This window comes from Methylosinus sp. LW4 (genome assembly GCF_000379125.1).
Lineage (GTDB): Bacteria > Pseudomonadota > Alphaproteobacteria > Rhizobiales > Beijerinckiaceae > Methylosinus.
In genome coordinates this window covers 1054439-1076560 of record NZ_KB900626.1, presented here as the reverse complement: position 1 = coordinate 1076560, position 22122 = coordinate 1054439, and the positions used below count along the sequence as shown (strand labels likewise).

The following is a 22122-nucleotide window of genomic DNA, read 5'->3' as shown; positions in this document are numbered from 1 at the left end:
CCTTACGAACCAACACCACAGAAAAAACAATTTCAAATCAGAAGCATGGGAGATATCGATCTCGACCTGAACCTCGATTTAATTTCAATAATCGAAATAACGCTTGATTTGAATCTTTTGATAAACCGCAAGTTGCAATCGATCAATCCGTTGCAGCTCGTACGTCGCCTCCGTCGCGCCGTGATCCCGCCCTCATCCGCCAATGTTCTGAATGCGGCCCCATGTGCTCTTGGTGCCCCATATGCCCTGGCGCAGCGCCTCCAATTGCACGATTTGCGAGTGGTCGACGAAGAGATTGACCTCATTGCCATAATTCTTGACGTACCATTCGAAGACCGGCGGATCGGCGGCCTCGAACATCACTTTCTCGAGCCCGAGCTTGTCTATCACGCGCGCAGCGACATCGGTGCGCCAGCGCGTCACATTCTCGGTGATCCCTTCGCTCTCGATCATGATGATGTCGGCGCCGGCGTCGAGCGCGCGCTCGGCCTGCGCGATGAGCCAGGAGACGTCGCGCGTTCCCTCCGCCTCCAATTCCACCGCCGCCGTATCGCCGCCGGCGCCGAATTGAATGCCGACCTCGGGCTTGGCCTTCAGCCCCGCCTTCTTCACCATGCGCACCAGCCGCAGCAGGCTGTCGGTCGGCAGGCTGACGAAGCCCGCCGATATTTCCACCACATCGAAGCCGAGCGATTTCGCTTCCTCGATATAGCGGCCGATGGCGTCGGGGCCGAAGCGCATCACATTCTCGAGCCAGCCGCCGGTCGAGATATAGGCGCCATGGTCATGCGCGGTCTTGTTGAAGCTCCGCACCGCCTCGGGCGGCATCAGCGCGAAGGAGCCGCCGGCATATTTCACGCCGTCGATCCATGCGCCCATGGTCTCGAACAGATCGGCGAGATGGCGCTTTCCATAAGCGCTGTAATAAGGCCCGCGAATTTCGGTGAGCCCCCGCTGGCGCGGCTTGCCCGTGCGCGCGGCGCGGGGAATGAAGGAGAATGTGGTCTCGGCCATGGCGTTCGCCTCACGTGCTCGAGTGCGAGCCGGAAGGCTCGCGGTCCAACGCGGTCCCTGCCGCGAGCCTTCAGGCCCGCATTCGTCGTTCTCCCTGCGCCGATCCGCCGATGCGTCCGAGCAGTCCCGTCAGCTCCGCGACGCGCCGCCGCTCGAGCGTCTCGACCACATTGGCGATGGCGTCGCGCTCGATCTCGCTCGTCTTCTCGCGCGTGACGCGATCGAATTTGCGCCGCGCCGCCTCCCAATCGAAGGGATCGGTATAGAAGCCGTGATAATCGTCGCGCGCGCAGGCGAGCAGGCGCCCATCCTCGAGCTCGATCGCGAGCCGCGCCGGCAGAAATTTCGGAAACAGAGCGGTCAGCTCCGGCGAAGGGACGATCGTCACCTTGCGTAGCAGCGTCTGCGCATCATCGGCGAGAATGCGCTGCGGCGCATATTGTTCCGGCTGCACCTCGCCGTCGATGAGCGCGACGGCGAGCATATAGGGAAGGCTGTGATCGGCCTCCTCCTTATTGCGCACCAGGCGCTTGTCGCCTTCTTCTCCGCCGCCGATGATCTGAAAGGCCACGGCGAAAGTCTCGAGCCGCGCCTCGCGCACGGCCGCCGCGGAAAACCCCGGCCGCGCGCGAATGTCGAGCGCCGCGTCGATCGCCGATTGCGAATGAATCTCGGCATTGTGCTTCTTGAGAATCGTGTGCGTGACGCTCTCCAAATCCTCACGCAGCCAGTCGATCTCGAAATGTCCGGCGATCGTCTCCTCAAAGCCCTTATTGCCTTCGAAGACTTGCCGCGGCCCGGTGATCCCATGCGCGGCGAGCAGCGCCGCATGCGTCGCCGCCATTGCGGTATTGGGATAAGCGAGGCCCTTCCAATGCGAGAGCGCGCCGGTGCGCGTCACGCGCAAGGCGTTGTTCGCCGTGCCGCTGATGGCGATGGCGTTGGCGATCTGTTCGGGCGAGAGACGCAGCGCCTTGGCGACGCCGGCGGCCGCGGCATAAGCGCCCTGCACCGTATGGTCGAAGCCGCGCGCCCGCACCGGCGCGACATCGCTCAAGCGCGTCTGCACCTGATAGGCGACGGCGAGCGCCGTCAAAAATTCCGCGCCGCTGGCGTCGCGCATTTCCGCCGCGGCGAGAACGGCGCCGAGATTGTCGGAAGGATGGCACGTCTCCCCCGGCGCGAGATAGCTGTCCATGAAATCGAGATAGCGGGAGAGCGCGCCATTGTAGAAGGCGGCGCGATCGGGCGCGGTCTTGCCGCCGCCGATGAGCGTCGAGATCGGCGCGCCGCCGAGCGCAAACGTCATCTCGCGGATCGCCTCAATCGGCGCCGCGTCGAGCGCGCCCAAGGCGACGCCGATCGTGTCGAGAACGCGGATTTTCAGCTGGCCGAGCGCGGCCTCGCTCATCTCCTCGAGCCGCGCCCGATCGACGAATTCCGCGAGCGTCTGAACCTCGGTCATTGGCGAGATTCCTTGCAGGCCGGTACATCTGGCGCGCCGGCCGGCGGCATCAAGCCGTCTTCGCTCACGTCCCTCGCGGCTTCGCCCGCGTCGTCGGAGCCGCGCCGGCGGGATCGTCGGGCCATGGATGGCGCGGATAGCGGCCCTTCATCTCGCGCTTCACCTCGCTCCAGGAGCCGGCCCAGAATCCCGGCAGATCGCGCGTCGTCTGAATGGGCCGATGCGCCGGCGACAAGAGCTCCAGCGTCAAGGGAACGCGGCCCTTGGCGAGCGTCGGATGCGTGGAGAGGCCGAATAGCTCCTGCACGCGCACAGATAAGAGCGGCCCATTGGCGGCGGCGTAATCGAGCGCATGGCGAGAGCCGGCGGGCGTCTCGAAAAAGGCGGGCGCCTCCTGATCGAGCCGCCGCGTCAGCTCATAGGGAAGCAGCGCCGAAAGCGCGGCGCCGAGATCGTCGGCCGTTATGGCGGCGACGCTGGCGCGGCCGAGGATGAAAGGCGCGAGCCAAGCTTCGACGCTCGGCGCGAGGCCTTCGTCGCTGACGTCCGGCCAATCGTCGCCCTCGGCGCGGCGCAGAAAGGCGATGCGGTCGCGCAATTGCTCCTGCGCCTTGCTCCAAGGAAGACGCGCGACGCCGAGGCCGGCGACGCCGCGCGCGAGAATGCGCGCATTCTCCTCGCTGGCCTCGACCGAGAGATTCTGCTCGGCGAGACGGATCGCGCCGAGCCTGCGAAACCGTCGCCGCCGCAGGCTCGCGCTCGGCGCGTCGAAAATCGTTTCGTCGCGCGTCTCGATGCGATCGGCGGCGATGCGCTCCACCTCTTCGGCCGAGAGCGCGCAAGCGGCGAGAATGCGCGCCTGCGCGGCGCGGCCGGTGATTTCTGCAATGGCGAGGAAAGACGCCTTGGCGAGAACGTCATGCGGCGGCACGGCGGCGGCGCGGCCATTGGCCATCAGAAACTCGCCGCCGGCGCCGCGCGCTTTGGCGATGCGATCGGGATAGGCCAAGGAAATGAGCGCGCCATCGGAGAGATCCGCTTCCGCCTCCCGCCGGACGGCGGCTTTCGCTTGGCTCGCCCAGCTCGCCGAAAGCCGCTGCGCATCGCGAGCGCGGCGGGAGCCGTCGGAGCGGAAACGATCGAGGCGATCCGAGAGATCGCTGGATGTCCCGCCCAGCCCGCGCTCGGAGAGCAGCAGAGCGAGATCGGCGGCGCGTTCGGCCTCGCCATGGCGGGCGGCTTCCAAGATCATGCGCGCGAGGCGCGGCGCCAGCGGCAGCGAGCGGATCGCGCGGCCGGTCGCGGTGAGTGCGCCTGTTTCATCCAGAGCGCCGAGCGCGCGCAGCAGAGCGACGGCCTCCTTCCAGGCCGGCGCCGGCGGCGGATCGAACCAGGCGAGCTTATTCGGATCGTCGAGGCCCCAGGAGCGCAGATCGAGCGCGAGGCCGGAGAGATCGGCGGCGAGGATTTCCGGCGCGGCGAAAGCCGGCAGCGAGACGGTCGCGGCCTCGTCCCACAGGCGATAGCAGACGCCCGCCTCCGTGCGCCCCGCCCTGCCCCGTCGCTGATCGACGCTGGCGCGCGCGGCGCGCACTGTCTCGAGCCGCGTGAGGCCGAGATCGGGCTCGAAGACGGCGACGCGCGAGAGCCCGCTGTCGATGACGACGCGGACGCCTTCTATGGTCAGCGAGGTCTCGGCGATGGACGTGGCGAGCGTCACCTTGCGGCGCCTCGGCGCAGCGGGCGCGACGGCGAGGTCCTGCTCCTTGCGATCCATCGCGCCGAACAACGGCGCGATATCGACATCCGCAGGAAGGCGCCGCTCGCCGAGAAAATTGGCGACGCGCTGAATCTCGCCCTGCCCCGGCAGGAAGACCAGGATCGAGCCCTTCTCCTCCGCCAGCGCGCGTGTCACGGCGCGAATGACGGCCTCTTCCAGACGCTCATTGGAGTCGCGGCCGAGATAGCGCGTCTCCACCGGAAAGGCGCGGCCCTCGCTCTCGATGACCTCCGCGCCGCCCATGAGGCCGGCGACGCGCGCGCCGTCGAGCGTCGCCGACATTGCAATGATGCGCAGATCGTCGCGCAGCCCCGCTTGCGCGTCGAGCGCCAGTGCGAGGCCGACATCGGCGTCGAGCGAGCGCTCGTGAAATTCGTCGAAGAGCACGGCGACGACGCCCTCGAGCATGGGATCGTCGAGGATCATGCGCGCGAAAACGCCTTCGGTGACGACCTCCACGCGCGTCTTCGCGGAGATTTTCGACTCGAGCCGCATGCGCAGGCCGATCGTCTCGCCGACGGATTCGCGCAGGCTCGCGGCCATGCGCGCGGCGGCGGCGCGCGCGGCGAGACGGCGCGGCTCCAGCAGAATGATCTTGCCGCCCTTCGCCCAATCGGCGTCCTGCAGAGCGAGCGGAATGCGCGTCGTCTTGCCGGCGCCGGGCGGCGCCACGACGACGAGATTGCGCTTTTCGGCGAGCGCCGCCGTCACGCGCGGCAAAACCTCGTCGATCGGCAGACGGTCGGCGAATGCGATCAAGGATGCGCCCACGCTCTCACGCGCGGGGCGCGCTCACTTCTGCTTAGCGATGATCTTGTCCTTGATCTTCTCATAGACGCCTTTGGGGAGGATGTTCTTTTGATAGAGCTCGTCCTTGCCCTTATAGGGCCTCCCCTTGATGATCGCCACGGAGCGCGCCTCGCCTATGCCGGGCAGCGCGTCCAGCTCTTCCTTGCTCGCGGAGTTTATGTCGAGAAGCTCCGCCGGCTTCGGCGCGGCCTCCTTGGCGGGCGGCTCCTTGGCAGGTTGCTCCTTGGAAGGTTCCTGCGCCGGCGTCGCCGGCTGCTGCTTGGCGGGCGCGCTCTTGCCCGCTTTGGCGATGGAGGTCGCAGGCGCCTGCGCCAGCGCGGCGGCGGCGAAGACGGACAGGAAGGCGAGAAGGCAAAGGCGCAAAATATTCCGCATGACGAGACCTCGCATAAGGACGCCGCGAGGGTAGCGTCTCGGCGAGACGCGGTCGAGCGCCACAGGCTGCGGTCATCCCGCAGCGAGCGCCCGCATCGCCGCCTCATGCACGCGCTTGTCGCCTGCCGCGATGATCGCGCCGCCCTGCGCAGCCGGGCCGCCGTCCCATGTGGTGACGATTCCGCCCGCGCCTTCGACGATCGGGATCAGCGCGACAATGTCGTAAGGGTTGAGATTGGTCTCTATGACCAAATCCACATGGCCGGCGGCGAGCGCGCAATAGGCGTAGCAATCGCCGCCATAGCGCGAGAGCCGCGTCTCTGCCTCCACTCGGAAAAAATCGTCGCGCAGGCGCTCGTCGATGAGCCGCGGCGAGGTGGTCATCAATGTCGCCTCGGCGAGCGTGGCGCAGGGGCGCGTCTGCAGCTTGCGACGCTCCTCGGTCGGCGCCGGCTGGGCCTTCCAGCCCGGCTGTGGATGGTGATGCCGCGCCGGCCCGCGCCAATAGGCGGCCTCGCCGTCGCCGGAGAAGCGCTCGCGCGTGAAGGGCTGATGCATCAGCCCATAGCAGGGCCGCCCGCGATGCTGGAGCCCGATGAGCGTGCCCCACAGCGGCAGGCCGCAGATGAAGCTCTTGGTGCCGTCGATCGGATCGAGCACCCAGACATATTCGGCGTCGGCGCGGAGATTGCCGAATTCCTCGCCGATGATTCCATGGCTCGGAAAGGTCGCCTCTATGAGCCTTCGCATGGCGATCTCGGCGGCGCGGTCGGCCTCCGTCACCGGATCGAAGGCGCCGCCCGGGGCCTTGTCCTCCGCCGCGAGGCTGGTGCGGAAGAAGGGCAGGATCGCCTCGCCGGAGGCGTCGGCGAGGCGTTCGACGAATTTCTCGAAATCGACGGCGGTCATTGCCTCTCCGGGCTCTAGGTCTCTCCCCTGTTTCAATGAAACCGGGGAGCGACGCTAGGTTTTTGTTTCGAAGCGTCTCCAACGCCGAACCGGCGTCCACTTCGGCTGGAAGCGCTGTGGATTTACTCGGCCGCGGCGCGCTGCTCGCGCGGGCCGACGATTTGCGTCAGCAGCCGCACGATCTCGCCGAGCCGGGAGGCCAGCAGATCGAAATCGACGCTGCGACGCAGATCGGTCTCGTTCATATAGAGATTTCGTGAAATTTCGATCTGCACCGCATGCCAGCCGGCGCCCGGCCTGCCGTAATGCTCGGTGATATAGCCGCCGGCATAGGGCCGATTGCGCTGCACATGATAGCCCCATTGGCGCAGCCGCGCCTCGATCGCCTCGACAACGTCGCCCGAGCAGCTCGCGCCGAAACGATCGCCGAGCACGAAATCAGGCTTGCGCTTGTCGCCGCGGCCGGTCGCGCTCTCCTTGGCGACGCTGGAGGGCATGGAATGGCAATCGACCAGCAGAGCGACGCCGAACTTGCGACGCGCGCGCTCCATCAACCCGCGCAGAGCGGCGTGATAGGGCTTGTGCAGGCTCTCTATGCGATGCAGCGCCTCGGCGACGCGCAGCCGGCCGGAATAGATCTCGCGGGCGTCGGCGACGACGCGGGGAATCGTGCCGAGCCCCGCCGCCACTCGCAGCGAGCGCGTGTTGGCAAATTCCGGCAGCGCATCCTCGAACATGCGCGGGTCGAGCTCATAGGGCTCGCGATTCACGTCCAGGAAAGCGCGCGGAAAATGCGCCTTGAGCAGCGGCGCGCCGATCGCGGGCGCGAGGGCGAAGAGCTCGTGCACATGCGCATCCTCGGACCGGCGCAGATTGGCGATGTCGAGCCGCGAGCTGGCGAGAAAGCTCGCCGGATAAATGTCGCCCGAATGCGGAGACGAGAAGACGAGCGGCGAGGAGAGCTCGGCGGGCTCGACCAGCTCGAACGGAACATGGAGCTCGGGATCGGCGGGCGTCGGGCTCGCGGCCCGCTCCTCGTCCATCATCGTCGACGCCTCATCGCTCTCACTCTCCTATCGCCCCCTCGAGAGAATATCGCGGAGGGGCAGCATAGACTCTTTCGGCGGGCATATTCCCGAAAATTTCGGTTCATGCGAAACAAGGGCCAGAATTTCACGAGCGGGCGTGAGCGGGTCCTTATTTTCACCCGATTTTTACCAAACTGCGCCCTTATGTCCTAGAACATGCGAGGAGCGATATGACCGACAAGATTGCCGCGAAAATCCTGCTGGCGGAGGATGATACCGACATGCGCCGCTTTCTGGTGCGCGCGCTGCAGACGGCCGGGTTCGCCGTCACCTCCTTCGACAACGGCCTCTCCGCCTATGACCAGCTCCGGGTCGAGCCTTTCGAGCTGCTGCTCACCGATATCGTGATGCCGGAGATGGACGGCATAGAGCTGGCGCGCCGCGCGACGGAGCTCGATCCCGATATAAAGGTGATGTTCATCACGGGCTTTGCGGCGGTCGCCCTCAATCCCGACAATCAGGCCCCGCGGCAGGCGAAAATCCTCTCCAAGCCCTTCCACCTCAAGGACCTCGTCAATGAGGTGCAGCGCCTGCTCGCCGCCTGACCAGAGCGGCGCGACGCGGTTTAGAATTGCGGCGCCGCTCGGGCGACCTTGCTCCTTTGCGCGCCATGCGCTATGAGCGCCGCCAAACGCCGGCGTCGGCGCGGCTCTCTTTTCGAGGAATGACGATGAAGAAGGAAATCCATCCCGACTATCACACGATCAGGGTCGTGATGACCGACGGATCGGAGTATTTCACGCGCTCGACCTGGGGCGCCGAGGGCGACACGCTCAACCTCGACATCGACCCCAAGACGCATCCGGCCTGGACCGGCGGCTCCGCTCAGCTGCTCGACCGTGGCGGCCGCCTGTCGCGCTTCAACTCGCGCTTCGGCAATCTGTCCTTCGGCAAGAAGTAAGCGTTCGGTCTTCACCGGCGCCAAAAAAAGCCGCGCTCGAGAGCGCGGCTTTTTTGGTTTCTTCTCACGAAGCGGAGCGTCTCACAGCCCCGGCGCGAAAGCGTTGCGCAGCCTCTGCAGCTGGGCCTCGACCGGGCTCTCCGCCCTATTCTGCGGATAGCCGGCGTCCGAGCCATAGATCAGCTGATCGAGATGCATCACCCGCGCCTGCAAGCGCAGCGAGTGAATGGCGAGGTCGCGCAGCTTTTGCGGCAGATGCGCGAAAACGTCTGGATTGGACGCGAGCTCCTGCTGCGACAGCCGCACCTTGTGCTTGTCGCTGGCGGCCTGCGCGCGCGTGATCTCGCCCTGATTGACCGCCCGCTGCAGCAGCAGCCAGGAGGCGATCTGCATCAGCCGCGTCGTCAGCCGCATGCTCTCGGCCGCATAGGCCAGAGCCTCGGATCGCGGCAGCGATTTGGCGTCGTCCCGGCCATCGCCGTCGAGATAGGCCGCCGCCTCCTCCACCAGCGCCATGCCCTCGCGAAACATGGCCCCGAACGCTTCCGACCCCGCCAGCTTCTCCACGAAGGAGACGGGAGTCTGAATGCTTTCCACCGAATCGGACGCTTGCCCCATCATACGACGCTCTCGAACGCTCGAACGCCGCGCTCGATCCGCGCCGTTCCGATGAGACCTATGTAACGCAAATTTGCGGGGCGCGCCTTATTAGGTTTTGCTTAACCTTAATCTTTGAATCCGTACGTATTACGCCCGAGGTCACGGCTCGCGAGCCGCCTAAGCGCGGGGCGGCCCCCCGCCTCTCCCCGCCCGGCCGATGCCGATGCGACGCATTCGCGACCGGCTTTAAGCAAATGAAATATCGCCTTTTATCGGCCTGCTTTAACCATCGCTCGAAGAAGGACGCGAAATTCCGCCGCGACGGCGCGCGGAGGCGCGGAATGTCCTTCCAGCCAAACAGCTTAGGCTCAGCCTTTGATGTTGCGCTGGAGCTCCACGCCCGCAGTGCGCTCGGCGCCGGCGACCGTGCGGCCGAGGCCCGCCTTCAGAGCGCCGGCGCAGAGCGCGGCGACCGCCAGCAGCAGGCCGACGCGCAGCAATTGCCAGCGATCGGGCGCCGCGGGCCGGCCATGGAGCGCGATCGAGCGGCCGTTTTTCGGGGCGGCGTCGCTCCGGCGAAGGGTCGCGGCGGGCCGGCCGCCTCTCGTCTCGACGATTTCCACAGGATCGAACGGCACGGGACACTCTCCAACAGACGGGGGCCGAGGGCCTCACTCTGGCCAAATGGCGCTTTCGAAACGGTGAAGGCCGCGACGGACGCCGCCGTCAGGGTTTATCTCCGGTTAACGCCGGGGCGCGGCGAATGCGGATAGCGTGCGAGTGAATGCTTGACGCGCCCGCCGCCGGCCTGTCATTTGAGGCCTCGCCCCACCTCCCCCCACACGCGCCATTCTTCAGGACTCCATGATCCGATCCGCATTGATGAACGTCATGACTGCCGCCGCCATAAAGGCCGGGCGCAGCCTGAAGCGCGACTTCGGCGAGGTCGAGAATCTGCAGGTGTCCGTAAAAGGCCCCGGCGATTTCGTCTCCGCCGCCGACCGCCGGGCCGAAAAGGTCGTGTTCGAGGAATTGTCGCGCGCCCGCCCTGGCTATGGCTTTCTCATGGAGGAGAGCGGCGCCGTCGAGGGCAGCGACAAGACCCACACCTGGCATATCGATCCGCTCGACGGCACCTCCAACTTCCTGCACGGCATCCCGATTTTCGCCGTGTCCATCGGGCTCGAGCGGGAGGGCCAGCTGGTCGCCGGCGTCGTCTATAATCCGGCGACCGACGATATGTTCGTCGCCGAGAAGGGCCAGGGCGCCTATCATAACAACCGGCGCATGCGCGTCGCCTCGCGCAAGTCGCTCGGCGACTCGCTCATCGCCTGCGGCATTCCCCCGCTCGCAGCAGTGGACCGCCACGCGCTGTTCCAGACGGAGCTGACCGCCGTCATGGCCAAGACCGGCAATATCCGCCGCATGGGGGCCGCCGCGCTCGATCTCGCCGGCGTCGCCGCCGGCCGCTACGACGCCTACTGGGAGCGCGGCATCAAGCCCTGGGACATCGCCGCCGGAATTGTTCTGGTGCGGGAGGCCGGCGGCTTCGTCAGCGATCTCGACGGCGGCGGCGACATGCTGCCCAAGGGCGCGATCTGCGCCGGCAATGAGACGATCCATCGCCTCCTGCTCGACACAGTGCGCAAGGCGCGCGCGTGACAGGCGGCCGCCCGATAACCGGCCCGCGCATCGTCGCGCGCCGCGATTCGGACTGGGCCGCGCTCACCGACCTCTGGGTCGCGGCCTGGCGGCGGACCTATGCGGACATTGATTTCGAGGCGCGCCGCGACTGGCTGAAGAATCACATTGTTCAGCTGGAGCATGGCGGCGCGCGCACGCTGCTGCTGCTCGAGGGCGCCGGGCGGATTCTCATCGGCTTCGTCACCGTCGATCCAGCGTCGCATTGGCTCGATCAGCTCTGCGTGCATCCAGAGCGTTTCGGCTCCGGCGCGGCGGAGGCGCTGATCGAGGCGGCGCGCAGCCTCTCGCCCGCGCGGCTGCGGCTCGACGTCAATCAGGACAATGAGCGCGCGATCGCCTTTTACGAGCGCGAAGGATTCGTGCGAATCGGCGAAGGCCGGCCAAGCCTCGCGGGCCGGCCGACGCTGATCATGGAGTGGTCGTCGGCCACCGCGCCGGCCTGAGCCGCGCGGAGGCCGATCCGAACATCAGGCGCCGCTCTTCTCGCCGACCAGCGCGAGCCGAACCATATTGGTCGCGCCCGGCGAGCCGAAGGGCATGCCGGCGACGATGATGATGCGGTCGCCCGGCGCCGCGAAGCCCTCGCCCAGCGAATTCACGCTGGCGCGATCGACCATATCCTCCACATCGCGCGCGTCCTGAGTCTCCAGCGCATGGACGCCCCAGACCAGCGCCAACCGGCGCGCCGTGTCGCGATTGGGCGTCAGCGCCAAAATCGGCGGGCGCGGCCGCTCGCGGGCGATGCGCAGCGCCGTGGCGCCGGAGGCCGTCCAGGCGCAAATGGCCATGGAGTCCAGTGTCTCGGCGACGTCGCGCGCGGCGACGGCGATGGCGTCGGCGGCGGTGGGATTGGGCGGCGCATTGCGCTGAGCGTTGAGGATGGAGCGATAGACGCCGTCGGTCTCCACCTCCTCGGCGATGCGGCTCATCGTGGCCACCGCCTCGATCGGGAACTGGCCGGCGGCGCTCTCCGCGGAGAGCATGACGGCGTCGGCGCCCTCATAAACGGCGGTGGCGACGTCGGACACTTCGGCGCGGGTGGGAAGCGGGGCCAGAATCATCGATTCCAGCATTTGCGTCGCCACGACGACCGGCTTGCCCAGCCGGCGCGCGGCGCGGGTGATGCGCTTTTGCAGGCTCGGCACCTTCTCGAGCGGCACCTCGACGCCGAGATCGCCACGCGCCACCATCAGCGCATCGGATTGCTCGATGATCTCGTCCAGCCGGGCGATGGCCTGCGGCTTCTCGATCTTGGCCATGACCAGCGCGCGCGGGCCGACGACGCGCTTGACCTCGAGCACGTCCTCCGCGCGCTGCACGAAGGAGATCGCCACCCAATCGACGCCCTCGATCAGCGCCGCGTCGAGATCGGCGCGGTCCTTGGGCGTCATGGAGGTGATCGGAATATCCGTGTCCGGCAGGCTGACGCCCTTGCGATTGGAGACGCGGCCGCCGATGTCGACGACGGCGCGAGCCATGTCGTCCGAGGTCTCGACCACATGCAGCCGCACCTTGCCGTCATCGATCAGAATGGCGTCGCCGATCTTCAGCGCCTGCAGAATCTCGGGATGCGGGAGCTGCACGCGGACGGCGTCGCCGGGCGTCGGATCGGCGTCGAGGACGAAATGATCGCCCTTGCGCAAATGCACCGGCCCGTCGGCGAAGGCGCCGATGCGGAGCTTCGGCCCCTGCAGATCGACCAATATGCCGATGGCGCGGCCGGTCTCGGCCTCGATCTCGCGGATCATGCGCACATAGGCGGCGAGCCCGGCATGATCGGTGTGGCTCATATTGATCCGAAACACATCGGCGCCGGCCGTGGACAGGCCGGCCACGACGGTCTTCTCGACGCTCGCGGGACCGAGCGTCGCGATGATCTTCACGCGCCGCAACCTTCTCATTTTGTCGCCCAATCCTTCTTTGTCAGAGCCGCGCGGCCGTCTTCGTCACTGAGTCGACGACGGCGTCGGATCTGTGAGCTGCACCGTCCAGTTCTTGGCGTCGCGCCCCGTGTCGATCTCGAAGAAGCCCGTGCGGTCGAAGCCGCGCGCGAAGCAGTCGTCTCGCCCATCGATGCGGAACTCGCGATCGCGCGTGCACATGAACGCCTTGCCCTTCCACTCTCCGCCGCGCTCGTCCATCGCATATACGTAGTAGTACTGCGCTGCGAGCGGTCCGCGCAACAGCGTCTCACAGGCGGAGGCGCGTAAATTCCACCACCCTTCCGACAGCCAATTGCGTCCGTCCGTATAGGCCAAGGACACGCTCACCCTGTTCGTCGTGTTGTTGCATAGGCGAAAATCCGCTCGAGCGCCGGATATAACGCAAAGACAACACGAAATAATCACAAAGCGAGTCATGCGGCCGGGCATGGGCGGAACAGTCGCGAGAGGGTCGAAGAGCGGCGCCGCGGACCTTCGGCCCGAAGCGGCGATGCACAGCCAAACCACGGGACGGCCGCTTTGTCCACCCCGACGACGCCTCGCGCCGCGCAATCTGGCCGCGGGCGTGGCCGTCTTGTCACTGTCGTGACCTAGCGTAAACTTCGAGACAGCTTTTCCCGCTGGGCCGCGACGGTCCGGGCACGCCCTTTTCAATGGAGAGCATCATGTCGCAATTGCTCGAGACGAAATCGGAGATTCACGCGGAGGTGACGGCGCCCGCGCCACAGTGGAAGACGGATTTCTACTGGATATTGCGCATTCTCTGGGCCTGCCGCGTGAGCGTCGTCAGCGCCCTCGCCGGGCTTCTCCTCTTCGGCCTCGTCGATCAGGCCCAAAATCTGTTCGCGGACCGCTCCTTCGACGCGCTGCTCTTCGGCGCGCATTATTGGCTCTTCGTCTTCGCCTCTGTCTTCCTGGTCTGGGCCTTCCCGGTCCATTACGGCGCGCGCCGCGTGCTCGAGGACGCCGATTCGGCCTGGATGATCCCCTATCTGCTGCGCGTCGAGATGCGCGACAATGACATACGCTCGGTCCGCGACCATGTGCGCCGACGCTTCGGGCATGTCATATTATGGACGCCGCGCCTCCTCGGGCTGATCCCTTTCGTCGCCGTGGCGCTCGGGCTGCGCGGCGCGCTGGCCTCGATCGAAAACGCCGCGATACTTCCCGAGGCGACGGCGACGCGCGACCAGATCTATGCGCTGCTGGCGCTGGACGCGGCGACGGCCGTCGCTTTCGTCTATTTCGTGGCCAAGCGCCAGCGCATCGCCAAATTCATCGGCGCGAGCATGGATCTGCGCCAGCTGACCTATGCCTCGCTGCACGCCACCATGGCGGTGTTCGTCTCGGCGCTGATCTGGCCCTTCTTCCTGTCCGACCATGCGCCGCGCGCCGTGCTGGTGCCCTTTCTGCTCGGCAGCCTCGTGCTCGGCGCGAGCTGGCTGGTGCGCAAGGGCTATGAGACCGGCCGTCCGCTGCTGCTGATCGCCATTCTCTTCGCGGCCGGCATAACGGCGGCCAATACGCATCTCGACGATGTGCGCGCCCTGCCCGCGGCTTCCGGCGCGCCCTCGAAGGCGGATCGGCAGATCGACATCGCCGAGGCGGTGCGCAATTGGAAGACGGCCAATGGCTGCACCGAGACGGAATGTCCGCCGGCGCTGATCGTCGCGGCCGAAGGCGGCGCCAGCCGCGCGGCCTATATGGCGGCCACGGTCATCGGCCATTTGATCGATCGCGACGGCGATCTCCACGATGCGCCGCAGCTCGGCTCGCCCGGCCGCCGCATCTTCGCCTTCTCGGGAGTCTCCGGCGGCGCCTTCGGCTCGGCGATCTTCCGCGCCGCTCTCGCCGACGCCGCGGAAAAGGATGCGCCGACGCCGCCCTGCGTCAATACGGCGCGCGTCTGGGTCGGCGCGCATGAGCATCGCGACCCGACCAAGAGCTGGCGCGATTGCCTGCAATTGCTGGTCGCCGGCGATTATCTCTCGCCGGCCTTCGTCGGCCTCGGCTTTCGCGACAATTTCTCGCCGCGCAAATTTTTCTTCGGCGAGGAGAGCTGGATGGAGGATCGCGCCGCTCTGCTCGAGAAATCCTGGGAGCGTCATTACGACTTCGTGACCAACCCCGCCTATAAGAAAGACTATTGGACCGGCGAGCTGATCCAGACCGGCGAGCCCTGCGCGAGCGGCGCCGCGACCGGCATGTGCCGCCGCCTCGGCTATGCGCGCGCGACGCCGGCGGGCAAATGGGCGCCGCTGCTGCTGCTCAACGGCACGTCGGTGGACAGCGGAACGCGCATCATCGGAACCGATCTGATCTCGACGCGCCCGGCGCCCGCGACAAATTCACGCGCGCCGCTCTATCCCGCCGCCTATGATTTCTTCGAGATGATCTCGACGCCCTGCAAGACGCCGCAGGGCGACATGTGCCCGGCCGCGGCGCATGGCGCCGAGGATGTCGCGGCGCTGCGCGACGGGCCGGACATTCTTCTCTCCACCGCGGCTCTGCTCAGCGCGCGCTTCCCCGTCATCTCGCCAGCGGGAACGCTGCGCGCCAAGGACGACGCCTCCCATGGCGACCGCATCGTCGACGGCGGCTATTTCGACAATGCCGGCCTCGCCTCCGCGCTCGATGTGGCGCGCGCGCTGAAGGGCCAAGGCGTCACGCCGCTGATCCTGTGGGTGCAGAACGATCCCGTGGGCGCGCTCACCGACGATACGCTGCCGCCGCGCGCGGCCGGCACGCCGCGGCTGGGCGCGGCGGGGGTGAGCTTCGTCTCCGATCTCTTCGGCCTCGTCGCCGCGCCCGTGGACGCTCTGCTGGCGACGCGCGCCGGCCATGCGGCCGAGCAGGCGGCGCTGGCGCAGCGCAGCCTCGTCGAGATGAACGCCGACACCGACCGCTACGCCGGCGACATGACGGCGAGCTTCTTCCAGATCGGCGTCCGCGTCGCGCCCGTGCTGGTCGCCGATGGCGGCGACGATCCGCTGCTCGACGCGACCTGCGCGCGCTTCAAGGGCCAGACCTTGTCCATGTCGAAAGTATCGATGAGCTGGTGGCTGTCGCAATCGGTGCAGGCCGATCTCGACGCTCAGCTCTGCGACAAAGCCAATCGCCAGAGCCTGCAGGATCTCATCACGCGGCTGAAGCAGAAGCTGCCGCTGGTGAAAGCCGAATGGTGAGAGCCGGAAGGCGCCGCGGCTTCAGCCGCGGCGCAGCAAAGCGGCGGCGCGCGGCGCGTAATAGGTGAGAACGCCCGCCGCGCCCGCGCGCTTGAAGGCGGTGAGGCTCTCCATCATCGCGCGCTCGCCGTCGAGCCAGCCATTGGCGGCGGCGGCCTCGATCATCGCATATTCGCCGGACACCTGATAGGCGAAGGTCGGCGCATGAAAGGCGTCGACGACGCGCCGCACGATGTCGAGATAGGGCATGCCCGGCTTGACCATCACCATATCGGCGCCCTGCTCGAGATCGAGCGCCACCTCGCGCAACGCCTCGTCGCTATTGGCGGGGTCCATCTGATAGGTGCGCTTGTCGCCGCGCAGAGTCTTATTGGTGCCGATGGCGTCACGGAACGGCCCGTAGAAGGCCGAGGCGTATTTGGCGGCGTAGCTCATGATCTGCACATTCTCGAAGCCTTCGGCGTCGAGCGCTGCGCGGATCGCGCCGATGCGGCCGTCCATCATATCCGAGGGCGCGATGACGTCGGCGCCGGCGCGCGCCTGATTGACCGCTTGCGCCGTCAGCACGGCGACGGTCTCGTCATTGACGATCTCATCGCCGACGAGCAGACCGTCATGACCATGGCTCGTGTAAGGGTCGAGCGCGACATCGGTGATAATGCCTATGCCCGGAACCGCCTTCTTGATCGCGCCGCAAGCGAGGCAGACGAGATTTTCGGGATCGAGCGCGGCCGAGCCATGCGGATCGCGCAACGCCGGATCAGTATTGGGAAACAGCGCCACCGCCGGCACGCCGAGCGAGGCCGCCTCCTCGATCGCCTCCAGCGCCGTGTCGATCGAATAGCGATAGACGCCGGGCATGGATGCGATCGGCTCGCAGCGCCCTGCCCCATCGAGCAGAAACAGCGGCCAGATGAGATCGTCGGCGGAGAGCCGCGTCTCGCGCACGAGGCGGCGCGCCCAATCGCTCTTGCGATTGCGGCGTGGGCGCGCGGTGAGCGCGAGCCGCGCAGACGCCGCGGTGAGCTTGCTTACGGGAGAATCCATTGGCGCGACCTCCAGCGCGGCCGCGGCGAGAAAGGCGCGCGGCGGCGGAGCGTGCCTAGCATGGCGCTCGCCGCAATGGGAAGACTGCGAAACGTCCCAACATTGACGCCCTGCCGCCTTCCGGTCTAGAGCCGTCGTCACCTCCGAGGCCGCGCTCGCATCCGCGGACGCCCCGCGACGAGCAATGGGAGCCGATGGCGGAACGCGTGAACTCCGGCGCTCTCTCTTCATCGCGGAGCGCGTTTGCGGCGATCATCGCCTCGCTCTGCGCGACCGCTGTCGTCGCAGCGCCTCAGCCACAGCCTTCGAGCGATCGTCCTCCGCACGCCGCCGCGCGCCGCGCGCCGCGCGCGCCTGCGCCGCCGAAGCGGCCGCCGGAGCAGCGCGCGCCGCAGCCGCAGCCGGCGGAGACGCCGCCCGCGCCGCCGCAGGAGCTGCCGCCGCTCGACACATCGACGCCGCCGCCCTCGCTGCCGCGCGCCTCACGCGAGCGCATGCGCCAATGCGCCACACAATGGATGAAGATAAGGCAGGAAGGCCGCACGGCGGGAACGAGCTGGCGCGATTTCGCGACCAGATGCCTCACCCGTTGATGGCCTGACAGAGGCGTCTCGCTCGCCGCCGCGGACCTCGCATGGAGGCCGGCGGCAAAGCGCGAGAGCAAGACAGCCGATCGGAAACAGGGAGCGCGGGCCGAGCCGGCCCGGGCGAGAAATGCTGCGAAACGCGTTCACGATGCGAGGTGGATCGGCTGCGCATGGCGAACGCGTTTCGGGCCGCGGGTCTTTCGTCAGACCGCTTCCGAGCTTTCGGGAGCCGGAGGAGTTTCCTTGGCCTTGCGCGGAGCGCGACGCTTGACGGGCGCCTTGCGCACGGCCTTCTTCGTCGCGGTCTTCTTCGTCGCAGTGCGCTTCTTCTTCGCGACGCGCTTCTTCGTGGCGACGCGCTTCTTCGTCGCAACGCGCTTCTTCGTCGCCGTCTTGCGCGTGGTCTTGCGGGCGACCTTCTTCGAAGCGGCCTTGCGCGTAGCCTTCTTGGCGGTGGCCTTCTTGGTCGCGGCCTTCTTGGTCGCCGCCTTCTTGGTCGCAGTCTTACGAGCACCCTTCTTCGCGGTCGCCTTTTTCGCAGGCTTACGCTTCGTCGTTGGTTTCGCCATATTCAGTCCCCTTGATCCATATCGTCGGAATGTCGCTATGACCGACAATAGGCCGCAATAGCGTAACGTGGTTAAATAGTCGTTCAAGTGGCGCTTTCACGAATTGCTCGCGAATGCGATGTCGCTTAGCGCGCGACGGCGACGAATGCGCGCGCCGATGAACAGAAAAACGCATGTCGAAAACGACGCGTGAGGCAGCGCGGAAGACACATGTCGAATGCGATTTCGGCGGCGCTCGAAGGACGCGTCGCGCATCGCGGACGCCGCCGCGCCGAGATGTCGGCGCAGACTGCGCAACCCTCGACGAGAGCATTCAATCTATTGTTTTCCTTCAATGACTAGGAGATGCGCGCAATTGCGCGCAACGCATCGGCGAGAAGCCGCGCGCATGACGATGAGAGATTTCGCGCTTGCATTTCACGCTGTCGCCGACGCTCGAAGACGATCGCGTCGCATGTCTCGACGCACTCGCGACGACGCCGGCGCCGCCTCTGCGAATGTCGTCGCGCGCGCGCTCGCGGCGCTGCCGACCATGTGAAAAAAAATTGTGCGCAGCGTGCGCGCCGCGTCTCGCGATAGCTGCGCTGCGGCCATGACGCGGCGTCGATTCGATCGAATCGACGCCGCCGGTGATTCGAGTTTCGGCTCTGCCCAAAGCGTCTCAGACGCCGAGACGGCTCTTCAGCAAGTCATTGACGGCTTGCGGATTGGCTTTGCCGCCGGTCGCCTTCATCACCTGGCCGACGAACCAGCCGAGCATGGTCGGCTTCGCCTTGGCTTGCGCGACCTTGTCGGGATTGGCGGCGATGATCTCATCGATCGCCTTCTCGATCGCGCCCGTGTCCGTCACCTGCTTCAAGCCGCGCGTCTCGACGATCTCGCGTGGATCGCCGCCCTCCTGCCAGACGATCTCGAACAGATCCTTGCCGATCTTGCCCGAGATGACGCCGGTGGAGATGAGATCGACAATGGCGCCGATCGCCTGCGCGGACACGGGCGAGCGCGTAATGTCGAGCCCCTCCTTGTTGAGGCGGCCGAACAGCTCGTTGATCACCCAATTGGCGACGAGCTTGGCGTCGCGGCCCTTCGCCGCCTCCTCGAAGAAGTCTGCGCTCGCGCGCTCGGCGACGAGCACGCCCGCGTCATAGGGCGGCAGGCCGTAATCGGCGACGAAGCGCGCGCGCTTCTCATCCGGCAGCTCGGGCAGTTCGACCTTCAGCGCATCGACATAGGCCTGATCGAATTCCAGCGGCAGCAGATCGGGGTCAGGGAAATAGCGGTAGTCGTGCGCCTCCTCCTTGGAGCGCATGGAGCGCGTCTCGCCCTTGCCGGGATCGAAGAGGCGCGTCTCCTGAGCGATGACGCCGCCGTCCTCGAGAATGCCGATCTGGCGGCGCGCCTCCACCTCCACCGCCTGGCCGATGAAGCGGATGGAGTTGACGTTCTTGATCTCGCAGCGCGTGCCGAAGGGCGCGCCGGGCTTGCGCACGGAGACGTTCACGTCGGCGCGCAGCGAGCCCTGCTCCATATTGCCGTCGCAGGAGCCGATATAGCGCAGAATGGTGCGCAGCTTGGAGACATAGGCGCGCGCCTCCTCCGCCGAGCGAATGTCCGGCTTGGAAACGATCTCCATCAGCGCGACGCCGGAACGATTGAGGTCCACATGGCTCTCGCTGGGCGAGAGATCATGGATGGACTTGCCGGCGTCCTGCTCGAGATGCAGACGCTCTATGCCGACGGTGATGCGCTCGCTGGGCGTCACATCGACGATGACTTCGCCCTCGCCGACGATCGGATGCTTGTACTGGGAAATCTGATAGCCCTGCGGCAGATCGGGATAGAAATAATTTTTCCGATCGAACACGGAACGCAGATTGATCTGCGCCTGCAGGCCGAGGCCGGTGCGAATGGCCTGTTTGACGCATTCCTCATTGATGACCGGCAGCATGCCCGGCATGGCCGCGTCGACGAGCGAGACATGATTATTGGGCTCGCCGCCATATTCCGCGGAAGCGCCGGAGAAGAGCTTGGCCTTGCTCGTCACCTGGGCGTGTATCTCCATGCCGACGACGACTTCCCAGTCGCCGGTCGCGCCTTTGAGGAGCTTGCTCGGCTGCGTCTCGCGCGTGTTCATGTCTTTCGTCCTCGAACCGTGTCTATCGTTGAGGGAAGCTTACATCTAAGATCGACGCTCGTCATTGCGAGCCGAGGGCGAAGCAATCCAGGGGCCGATGGCCCCTCGATCGCGCGTCGCCGCTCCGCTCCCAGCAATGACCGCTCAGGCGCCGGACGGCGTCTCGCTTTGCTCGCGATCGCCCATCAGCCGCTCTTCATAGCCGATCGACCATTCGATCAGCGCGCGCCACAGCGCTTGGCCCAGCTCGGTCTCGAGCCCCTCGCGCTCGGACGCCGCGGCGACGCGCGCCAGCACTTCGTCGACGCGCTCCGGCACACGCGCGGGAATCCCGAGCGAGGGTTTCACCGCCGCGGCGCGCTCGATCTGGCGCTGACGGCGCGCGAGCAGAGCGACGAGCTCGTCGTCGAGCGCGTCTATGGTGGCGCGCACGTCCGACATTTCGTCGCGCGGTTCGCGCTTTGCGGCCTCTGCTCTGCGCGTCATTTCGCGTCTGTCCACCAGGGCTGCGGGAAAACGATCTTCGGCGCCGCGCTCTCCAGCGCTGCGGCGAGCGAGAACAAGGTCGCCTCGTCGAAGGGGCGGCCGATGAGCTGCAGGCCGAGCGGCAATCCATCGGCGCCGAGCCCGCCCGGCACTGCAATGCCCGGCAGGCCGGCCATGTTCACCGTCACGGTGAAAATGTCGTTGAGATACATTTCGACGGGATCGGCCGCGCCCTTCTCGCCTTGCGCGAAAGCGGTGGAAGGCGTCGCGGGCGTCAGCACGGCGTCGACGCCGGCCGCGAAAGCCTCGTCGAAATCGCGCTTGATGAGGCTGCGGATCTTCTGCGCGCGCACATAATAAGCGTCGTAATAGCCGTGCGAGAGCACATAGGCGCCGATCATCACGCGGCGGCGCACCTCGGCCCCGAAGCCTTTGGCGCGCGTCTTCTCATACATGTCGGCGATGTCGCGGCCCTTCTCGCGCAGGCCGTAGCGCACGCCGTCATAGCGCGCGAGATTGGAAGAGGCCTCCGCCGGCGCGATAATGTAATAGGCCGGCAGAGCGAAACGCGTATGCGGCAGGGAAATCTCGACGATCTCGGCGCCGGCGTCGCGCAGCCAGGCGACGCCCTGGTCCCACAGCGCATTGATCTCGGCGCCGCCGCCGATGCGATATTCCTTGGGGATTCCAATGCGGCGGCCCTTCACCGAGGCGCCGATCGCCGCCTCGTAATCGGGAACCGGCGCATCGACGCTGGTCGTGTCCTTGGGATCATGGCCGGCCATAGAGCGCAGCATGATCGCCGCGTCGCGCACCGTGCGCGTGATCGGTCCCGCCTGATCGAGCGATGAGGCGAAAGCGACAATGCCCCAGCGCGAGCAGCGGCCATAGGTCGGCTTTATGCCCACAGTGCCGGTGAAAGCCGCCGGCTGGCGAATGGAGCCGCCCGTGTCGGTCGCCGTCGCGCCGAGCGCGAGACGCGCGGCGACGGCGGCGGAGGAGCCGCCCGAGGAGCCGCCGGGAACGATCTTGGCGTCGTCGAACCCCTCGCCCTTCTTGCGCCGCCAGGGCGAGACGACAGGGCCGAAGGCGCTGGTCTCATTGGAGGAGCCCATGGCGAATTCGTCGAGATTGAGCTTGCCCAGCATCAGCGCGCCGTCGCGCCACAGATTGGCGGAGACGGTCGATTCATAAGTGGGCGTGAAATCGTCGAGGATGCGGCTCGCCGCCGTGGTGCGCACGCCCTTGGTGCAATAGAGGTCCTTTATGCCGAGCGGCAGGCCCTCGAGCGGACGCGCCTCGCCGCGGGCGATGCGCGCGTCGCTGTCCTGCGCGGCCGCGAGCGCGAGCTCGGGCGTCTCGGTGAGGAAAGCGTTGAGCGCGCGCGCTTTCTCTATCGCCTCTATATGGGCCTTGGTCAGCTCCGTCGCCGACAGCTTCTTCGCAGCGAGCGCATCGCGCGCCTCGGCGAGGGACAAATGCGTAGGATCGGACATGAATGCGTTTCGCTCGTTCGTGTCTTATT

21 protein-coding genes are annotated in these 22122 nt (G+C 66.6%); 6 read left to right on the top strand and 15 right to left on the bottom strand.

Translation table 11 applies throughout. From position 1 onward, the window contains the following. Positions 1–192: 192 nt before the first annotated feature. From METLW4_RS0105475 to METLW4_RS0105450, 6 genes are all read right to left on the bottom strand, one after another. On the bottom strand, positions 193–1014 hold the full coding sequence (locus METLW4_RS0105475) for a phosphosulfolactate synthase (protein ID WP_018265200.1): 822 nt from the start codon (positions 1012–1014) through the stop codon (positions 193–195). 70 nt (positions 1015–1084) lie between these two features. Next, positions 1085–2479, bottom strand: a complete 1395-nt coding sequence (locus METLW4_RS0105470; protein WP_018265199.1) for an MmgE/PrpD family protein — start codon at positions 2477–2479, stop codon at positions 1085–1087. A 64-nt stretch (positions 2480–2543) separates the two neighbouring features. Next, a complete protein-coding gene (hrpB, locus tag METLW4_RS0105465; protein ID WP_371212321.1) occupies positions 2544–5018 on the bottom strand; it encodes an ATP-dependent helicase HrpB in 2475 nt (824 codons plus the stop codon). A 33-nt stretch (positions 5019–5051) separates the two neighbouring features. Beyond that, a complete protein-coding gene (locus METLW4_RS0105460; RefSeq protein WP_018265197.1) occupies positions 5052–5444 on the bottom strand; it encodes a ComEA family DNA-binding protein in 393 nt (130 codons plus the stop codon). A gap of 72 nt (positions 5445–5516) precedes the next feature. After that, on the bottom strand, positions 5517–6353 hold the full coding sequence (gene hisN / locus METLW4_RS0105455; RefSeq protein ID WP_018265196.1) for a histidinol-phosphatase: 837 nt from the start codon (positions 6351–6353) through the stop codon (positions 5517–5519). 122 nt (positions 6354–6475) lie between these two features. Next, positions 6476–7396, bottom strand: coding sequence for an N-formylglutamate amidohydrolase (locus tag METLW4_RS0105450; RefSeq protein WP_020493719.1), 921 nt, complete (start codon positions 7394–7396; stop codon positions 6476–6478). A 215-nt stretch (positions 7397–7611) separates the two neighbouring features. On the opposite strand from METLW4_RS0105450, the gene cpdR reads away from it, so the two are divergent. Both cpdR and rpmE read left to right on the top strand, forming a co-directional pair. Next, complete coding sequence (gene cpdR / locus METLW4_RS0105445; RefSeq protein WP_018265194.1) at positions 7612–7986, top strand: cell cycle two-component system response regulator CpdR; 375 nt, start codon at positions 7612–7614, stop codon at positions 7984–7986. A 125-nt stretch (positions 7987–8111) separates the two neighbouring features. Beyond that, on the top strand, positions 8112–8342 hold the full coding sequence (gene rpmE / locus METLW4_RS0105440) for a 50S ribosomal protein L31 (RefSeq protein ID WP_024880132.1): 231 nt from the start codon (positions 8112–8114) through the stop codon (positions 8340–8342). An 81-nt stretch (positions 8343–8423) separates the two neighbouring features. On the opposite strand, the gene rcdA is transcribed toward rpmE, so the two are convergent. Together rcdA and METLW4_RS0105430 are read right to left on the bottom strand one after the other, a co-directional pair. Next, positions 8424–8960: a protease adaptor protein RcdA gene (rcdA, locus tag METLW4_RS0105435; protein ID WP_018265192.1), complete on the bottom strand. Its 537-nt coding sequence runs from the start codon at positions 8958–8960 to the stop codon at positions 8424–8426. 350 nt (positions 8961–9310) lie between these two features. After that, complete coding sequence (locus tag METLW4_RS0105430) at positions 9311–9580, bottom strand: hypothetical protein (protein ID WP_157234916.1); 270 nt, start codon at positions 9578–9580, stop codon at positions 9311–9313. Positions 9581–9806: 226 nt separating this feature from the next. Between METLW4_RS0105430 and METLW4_RS0105425 the strand changes: the two genes are divergently transcribed. Both METLW4_RS0105425 and METLW4_RS0105420 read left to right on the top strand, forming a co-directional pair. Next, positions 9807–10604, top strand: a complete 798-nt coding sequence (locus METLW4_RS0105425; RefSeq protein WP_026191276.1) for an inositol monophosphatase family protein — start codon at positions 9807–9809, stop codon at positions 10602–10604. Beyond that, positions 10601–11089, top strand: coding sequence for a GNAT family N-acetyltransferase (locus METLW4_RS0105420; protein WP_018265189.1), 489 nt, complete (start codon positions 10601–10603; stop codon positions 11087–11089). The genes METLW4_RS0105425 and METLW4_RS0105420 overlap by 4 nt, the downstream gene beginning before the upstream one ends. Before the next feature lie 24 nt (positions 11090–11113). Here METLW4_RS0105420 and pyk read toward each other — a convergent pair whose 3' ends face one another. Both pyk and METLW4_RS24065 read right to left on the bottom strand, forming a co-directional pair. Next, positions 11114–12547, bottom strand: coding sequence for a pyruvate kinase (pyk, locus tag METLW4_RS0105415; protein WP_026191275.1), 1434 nt, complete (start codon positions 12545–12547; stop codon positions 11114–11116). A 45-nt stretch (positions 12548–12592) separates the two neighbouring features. After that, positions 12593–12916: a DUF1036 domain-containing protein gene (locus METLW4_RS24065; protein ID WP_371212320.1), complete on the bottom strand. Its 324-nt coding sequence runs from the start codon at positions 12914–12916 to the stop codon at positions 12593–12595. A gap of 338 nt (positions 12917–13254) precedes the next feature. Here METLW4_RS24065 and METLW4_RS0105405 point away from each other — a divergent pair, with 338 nt between their 5' ends. Further along, positions 13255–15774: a hypothetical protein gene (locus tag METLW4_RS0105405; RefSeq protein ID WP_157234914.1), complete on the top strand. Its 2520-nt coding sequence runs from the start codon at positions 13255–13257 to the stop codon at positions 15772–15774. Between the two features lie 21 nt (positions 15775–15795). On the opposite strand, the gene hemB is transcribed toward METLW4_RS0105405, so the two are convergent. Continuing rightward, a complete protein-coding gene (hemB, locus tag METLW4_RS0105400; protein WP_018265185.1) occupies positions 15796–16821 on the bottom strand; it encodes a porphobilinogen synthase in 1026 nt (341 codons plus the stop codon). A 194-nt stretch (positions 16822–17015) separates the two neighbouring features. Between hemB and METLW4_RS27655 the strand changes: the two genes are divergently transcribed. Next, positions 17016–17414 carry a hypothetical protein gene (locus tag METLW4_RS27655; RefSeq protein ID WP_026191273.1) on the top strand — a complete coding sequence of 133 codons (399 nt, stop codon included), beginning with the start codon at positions 17016–17018 and terminating at the stop codon, positions 17412–17414. Positions 17415–17611: 197 nt separating this feature from the next. Here METLW4_RS27655 and METLW4_RS0105390 read toward each other — a convergent pair whose 3' ends face one another. The 4 genes from METLW4_RS0105390 to gatA all read right to left on the bottom strand — a co-directional run bounded on the left by METLW4_RS0105390 (position 17612) and on the right by gatA (position 22093). Beyond that, positions 17612–17977, bottom strand: coding sequence for a hypothetical protein (locus METLW4_RS0105390; RefSeq protein ID WP_018265184.1), 366 nt, complete (start codon positions 17975–17977; stop codon positions 17612–17614). 661 nt (positions 17978–18638) lie between these two features. Further along, a complete protein-coding gene (gene gatB, locus METLW4_RS0105370) occupies positions 18639–20111 on the bottom strand; it encodes an Asp-tRNA(Asn)/Glu-tRNA(Gln) amidotransferase subunit GatB (RefSeq protein WP_018265181.1) in 1473 nt (490 codons plus the stop codon). A 144-nt stretch (positions 20112–20255) separates the two neighbouring features. After that, positions 20256–20597: a chorismate mutase gene (locus METLW4_RS0105365; RefSeq protein WP_026191271.1), complete on the bottom strand. Its 342-nt coding sequence runs from the start codon at positions 20595–20597 to the stop codon at positions 20256–20258. After that, positions 20594–22093, bottom strand: a complete 1500-nt coding sequence (gatA, locus tag METLW4_RS0105360; protein ID WP_018265179.1) for an Asp-tRNA(Asn)/Glu-tRNA(Gln) amidotransferase subunit GatA — start codon at positions 22091–22093, stop codon at positions 20594–20596. The genes METLW4_RS0105365 and gatA overlap by 4 nt, the downstream gene beginning before the upstream one ends. Positions 22094–22122: the final 29 nt, after the last annotated feature.

Bases quoted from the DNA above. Each gene is read 5' to 3' on its own strand.
- METLW4_RS0105460 (WP_018265197.1), bottom strand. From the start codon at position 5,444: ATGCGGAATATTTTGCGCCTTTGCCTTCTCGCCTTCCTGTCCGTCTTC.
- METLW4_RS0105470 (WP_018265199.1), bottom strand. From the start codon at position 2,479: ATGACCGAGGTTCAGACGCTCGCGGAATTCGTCGATCGGGCGCGGCTC.
- pyk (WP_026191275.1), bottom strand. From the start codon at position 12,547: ATGAGAAGGTTGCGGCGCGTGAAGATCATCGCGACGCTCGGTCCCGCG.
- rcdA (WP_018265192.1), bottom strand. From the start codon at position 8,960: ATGGGGCAAGCGTCCGATTCGGTGGAAAGCATTCAGACTCCCGTCTCC.
- METLW4_RS27655 (WP_026191273.1), top strand. From the start codon at position 17,016: ATGGCGGAACGCGTGAACTCCGGCGCTCTCTCTTCATCGCGGAGCGCG.
- rpmE (WP_024880132.1), top strand. From the start codon at position 8,112: ATGAAGAAGGAAATCCATCCCGACTATCACACGATCAGGGTCGTGATG.
- METLW4_RS0105405 (WP_157234914.1), top strand. From the start codon at position 13,255: ATGTCGCAATTGCTCGAGACGAAATCGGAGATTCACGCGGAGGTGACG.
- METLW4_RS0105475 (WP_018265200.1), bottom strand. From the start codon at position 1,014: ATGGCCGAGACCACATTCTCCTTCATTCCCCGCGCCGCGCGCACGGGC.
- METLW4_RS0105390 (WP_018265184.1), bottom strand. From the start codon at position 17,977: ATGGCGAAACCAACGACGAAGCGTAAGCCTGCGAAAAAGGCGACCGCG.
- gatA (WP_018265179.1), bottom strand. From the start codon at position 22,093: ATGTCCGATCCTACGCATTTGTCCCTCGCCGAGGCGCGCGATGCGCTC.
- METLW4_RS0105425 (WP_026191276.1), top strand. From the start codon at position 9,807: ATGATCCGATCCGCATTGATGAACGTCATGACTGCCGCCGCCATAAAG.
- cpdR (WP_018265194.1), top strand. From the start codon at position 7,612: ATGACCGACAAGATTGCCGCGAAAATCCTGCTGGCGGAGGATGATACC.
- METLW4_RS0105450 (WP_020493719.1), bottom strand. From the start codon at position 7,396: ATGGACGAGGAGCGGGCCGCGAGCCCGACGCCCGCCGATCCCGAGCTC.
- gatB (WP_018265181.1), bottom strand. From the start codon at position 20,111: ATGAACACGCGCGAGACGCAGCCGAGCAAGCTCCTCAAAGGCGCGACC.
- METLW4_RS0105365 (WP_026191271.1), bottom strand. From the start codon at position 20,597: ATGACGCGCAGAGCAGAGGCCGCAAAGCGCGAACCGCGCGACGAAATG.
- hemB (WP_018265185.1), bottom strand. From the start codon at position 16,821: ATGGATTCTCCCGTAAGCAAGCTCACCGCGGCGTCTGCGCGGCTCGCG.
- hisN (WP_018265196.1), bottom strand. From the start codon at position 6,353: ATGACCGCCGTCGATTTCGAGAAATTCGTCGAACGCCTCGCCGACGCC.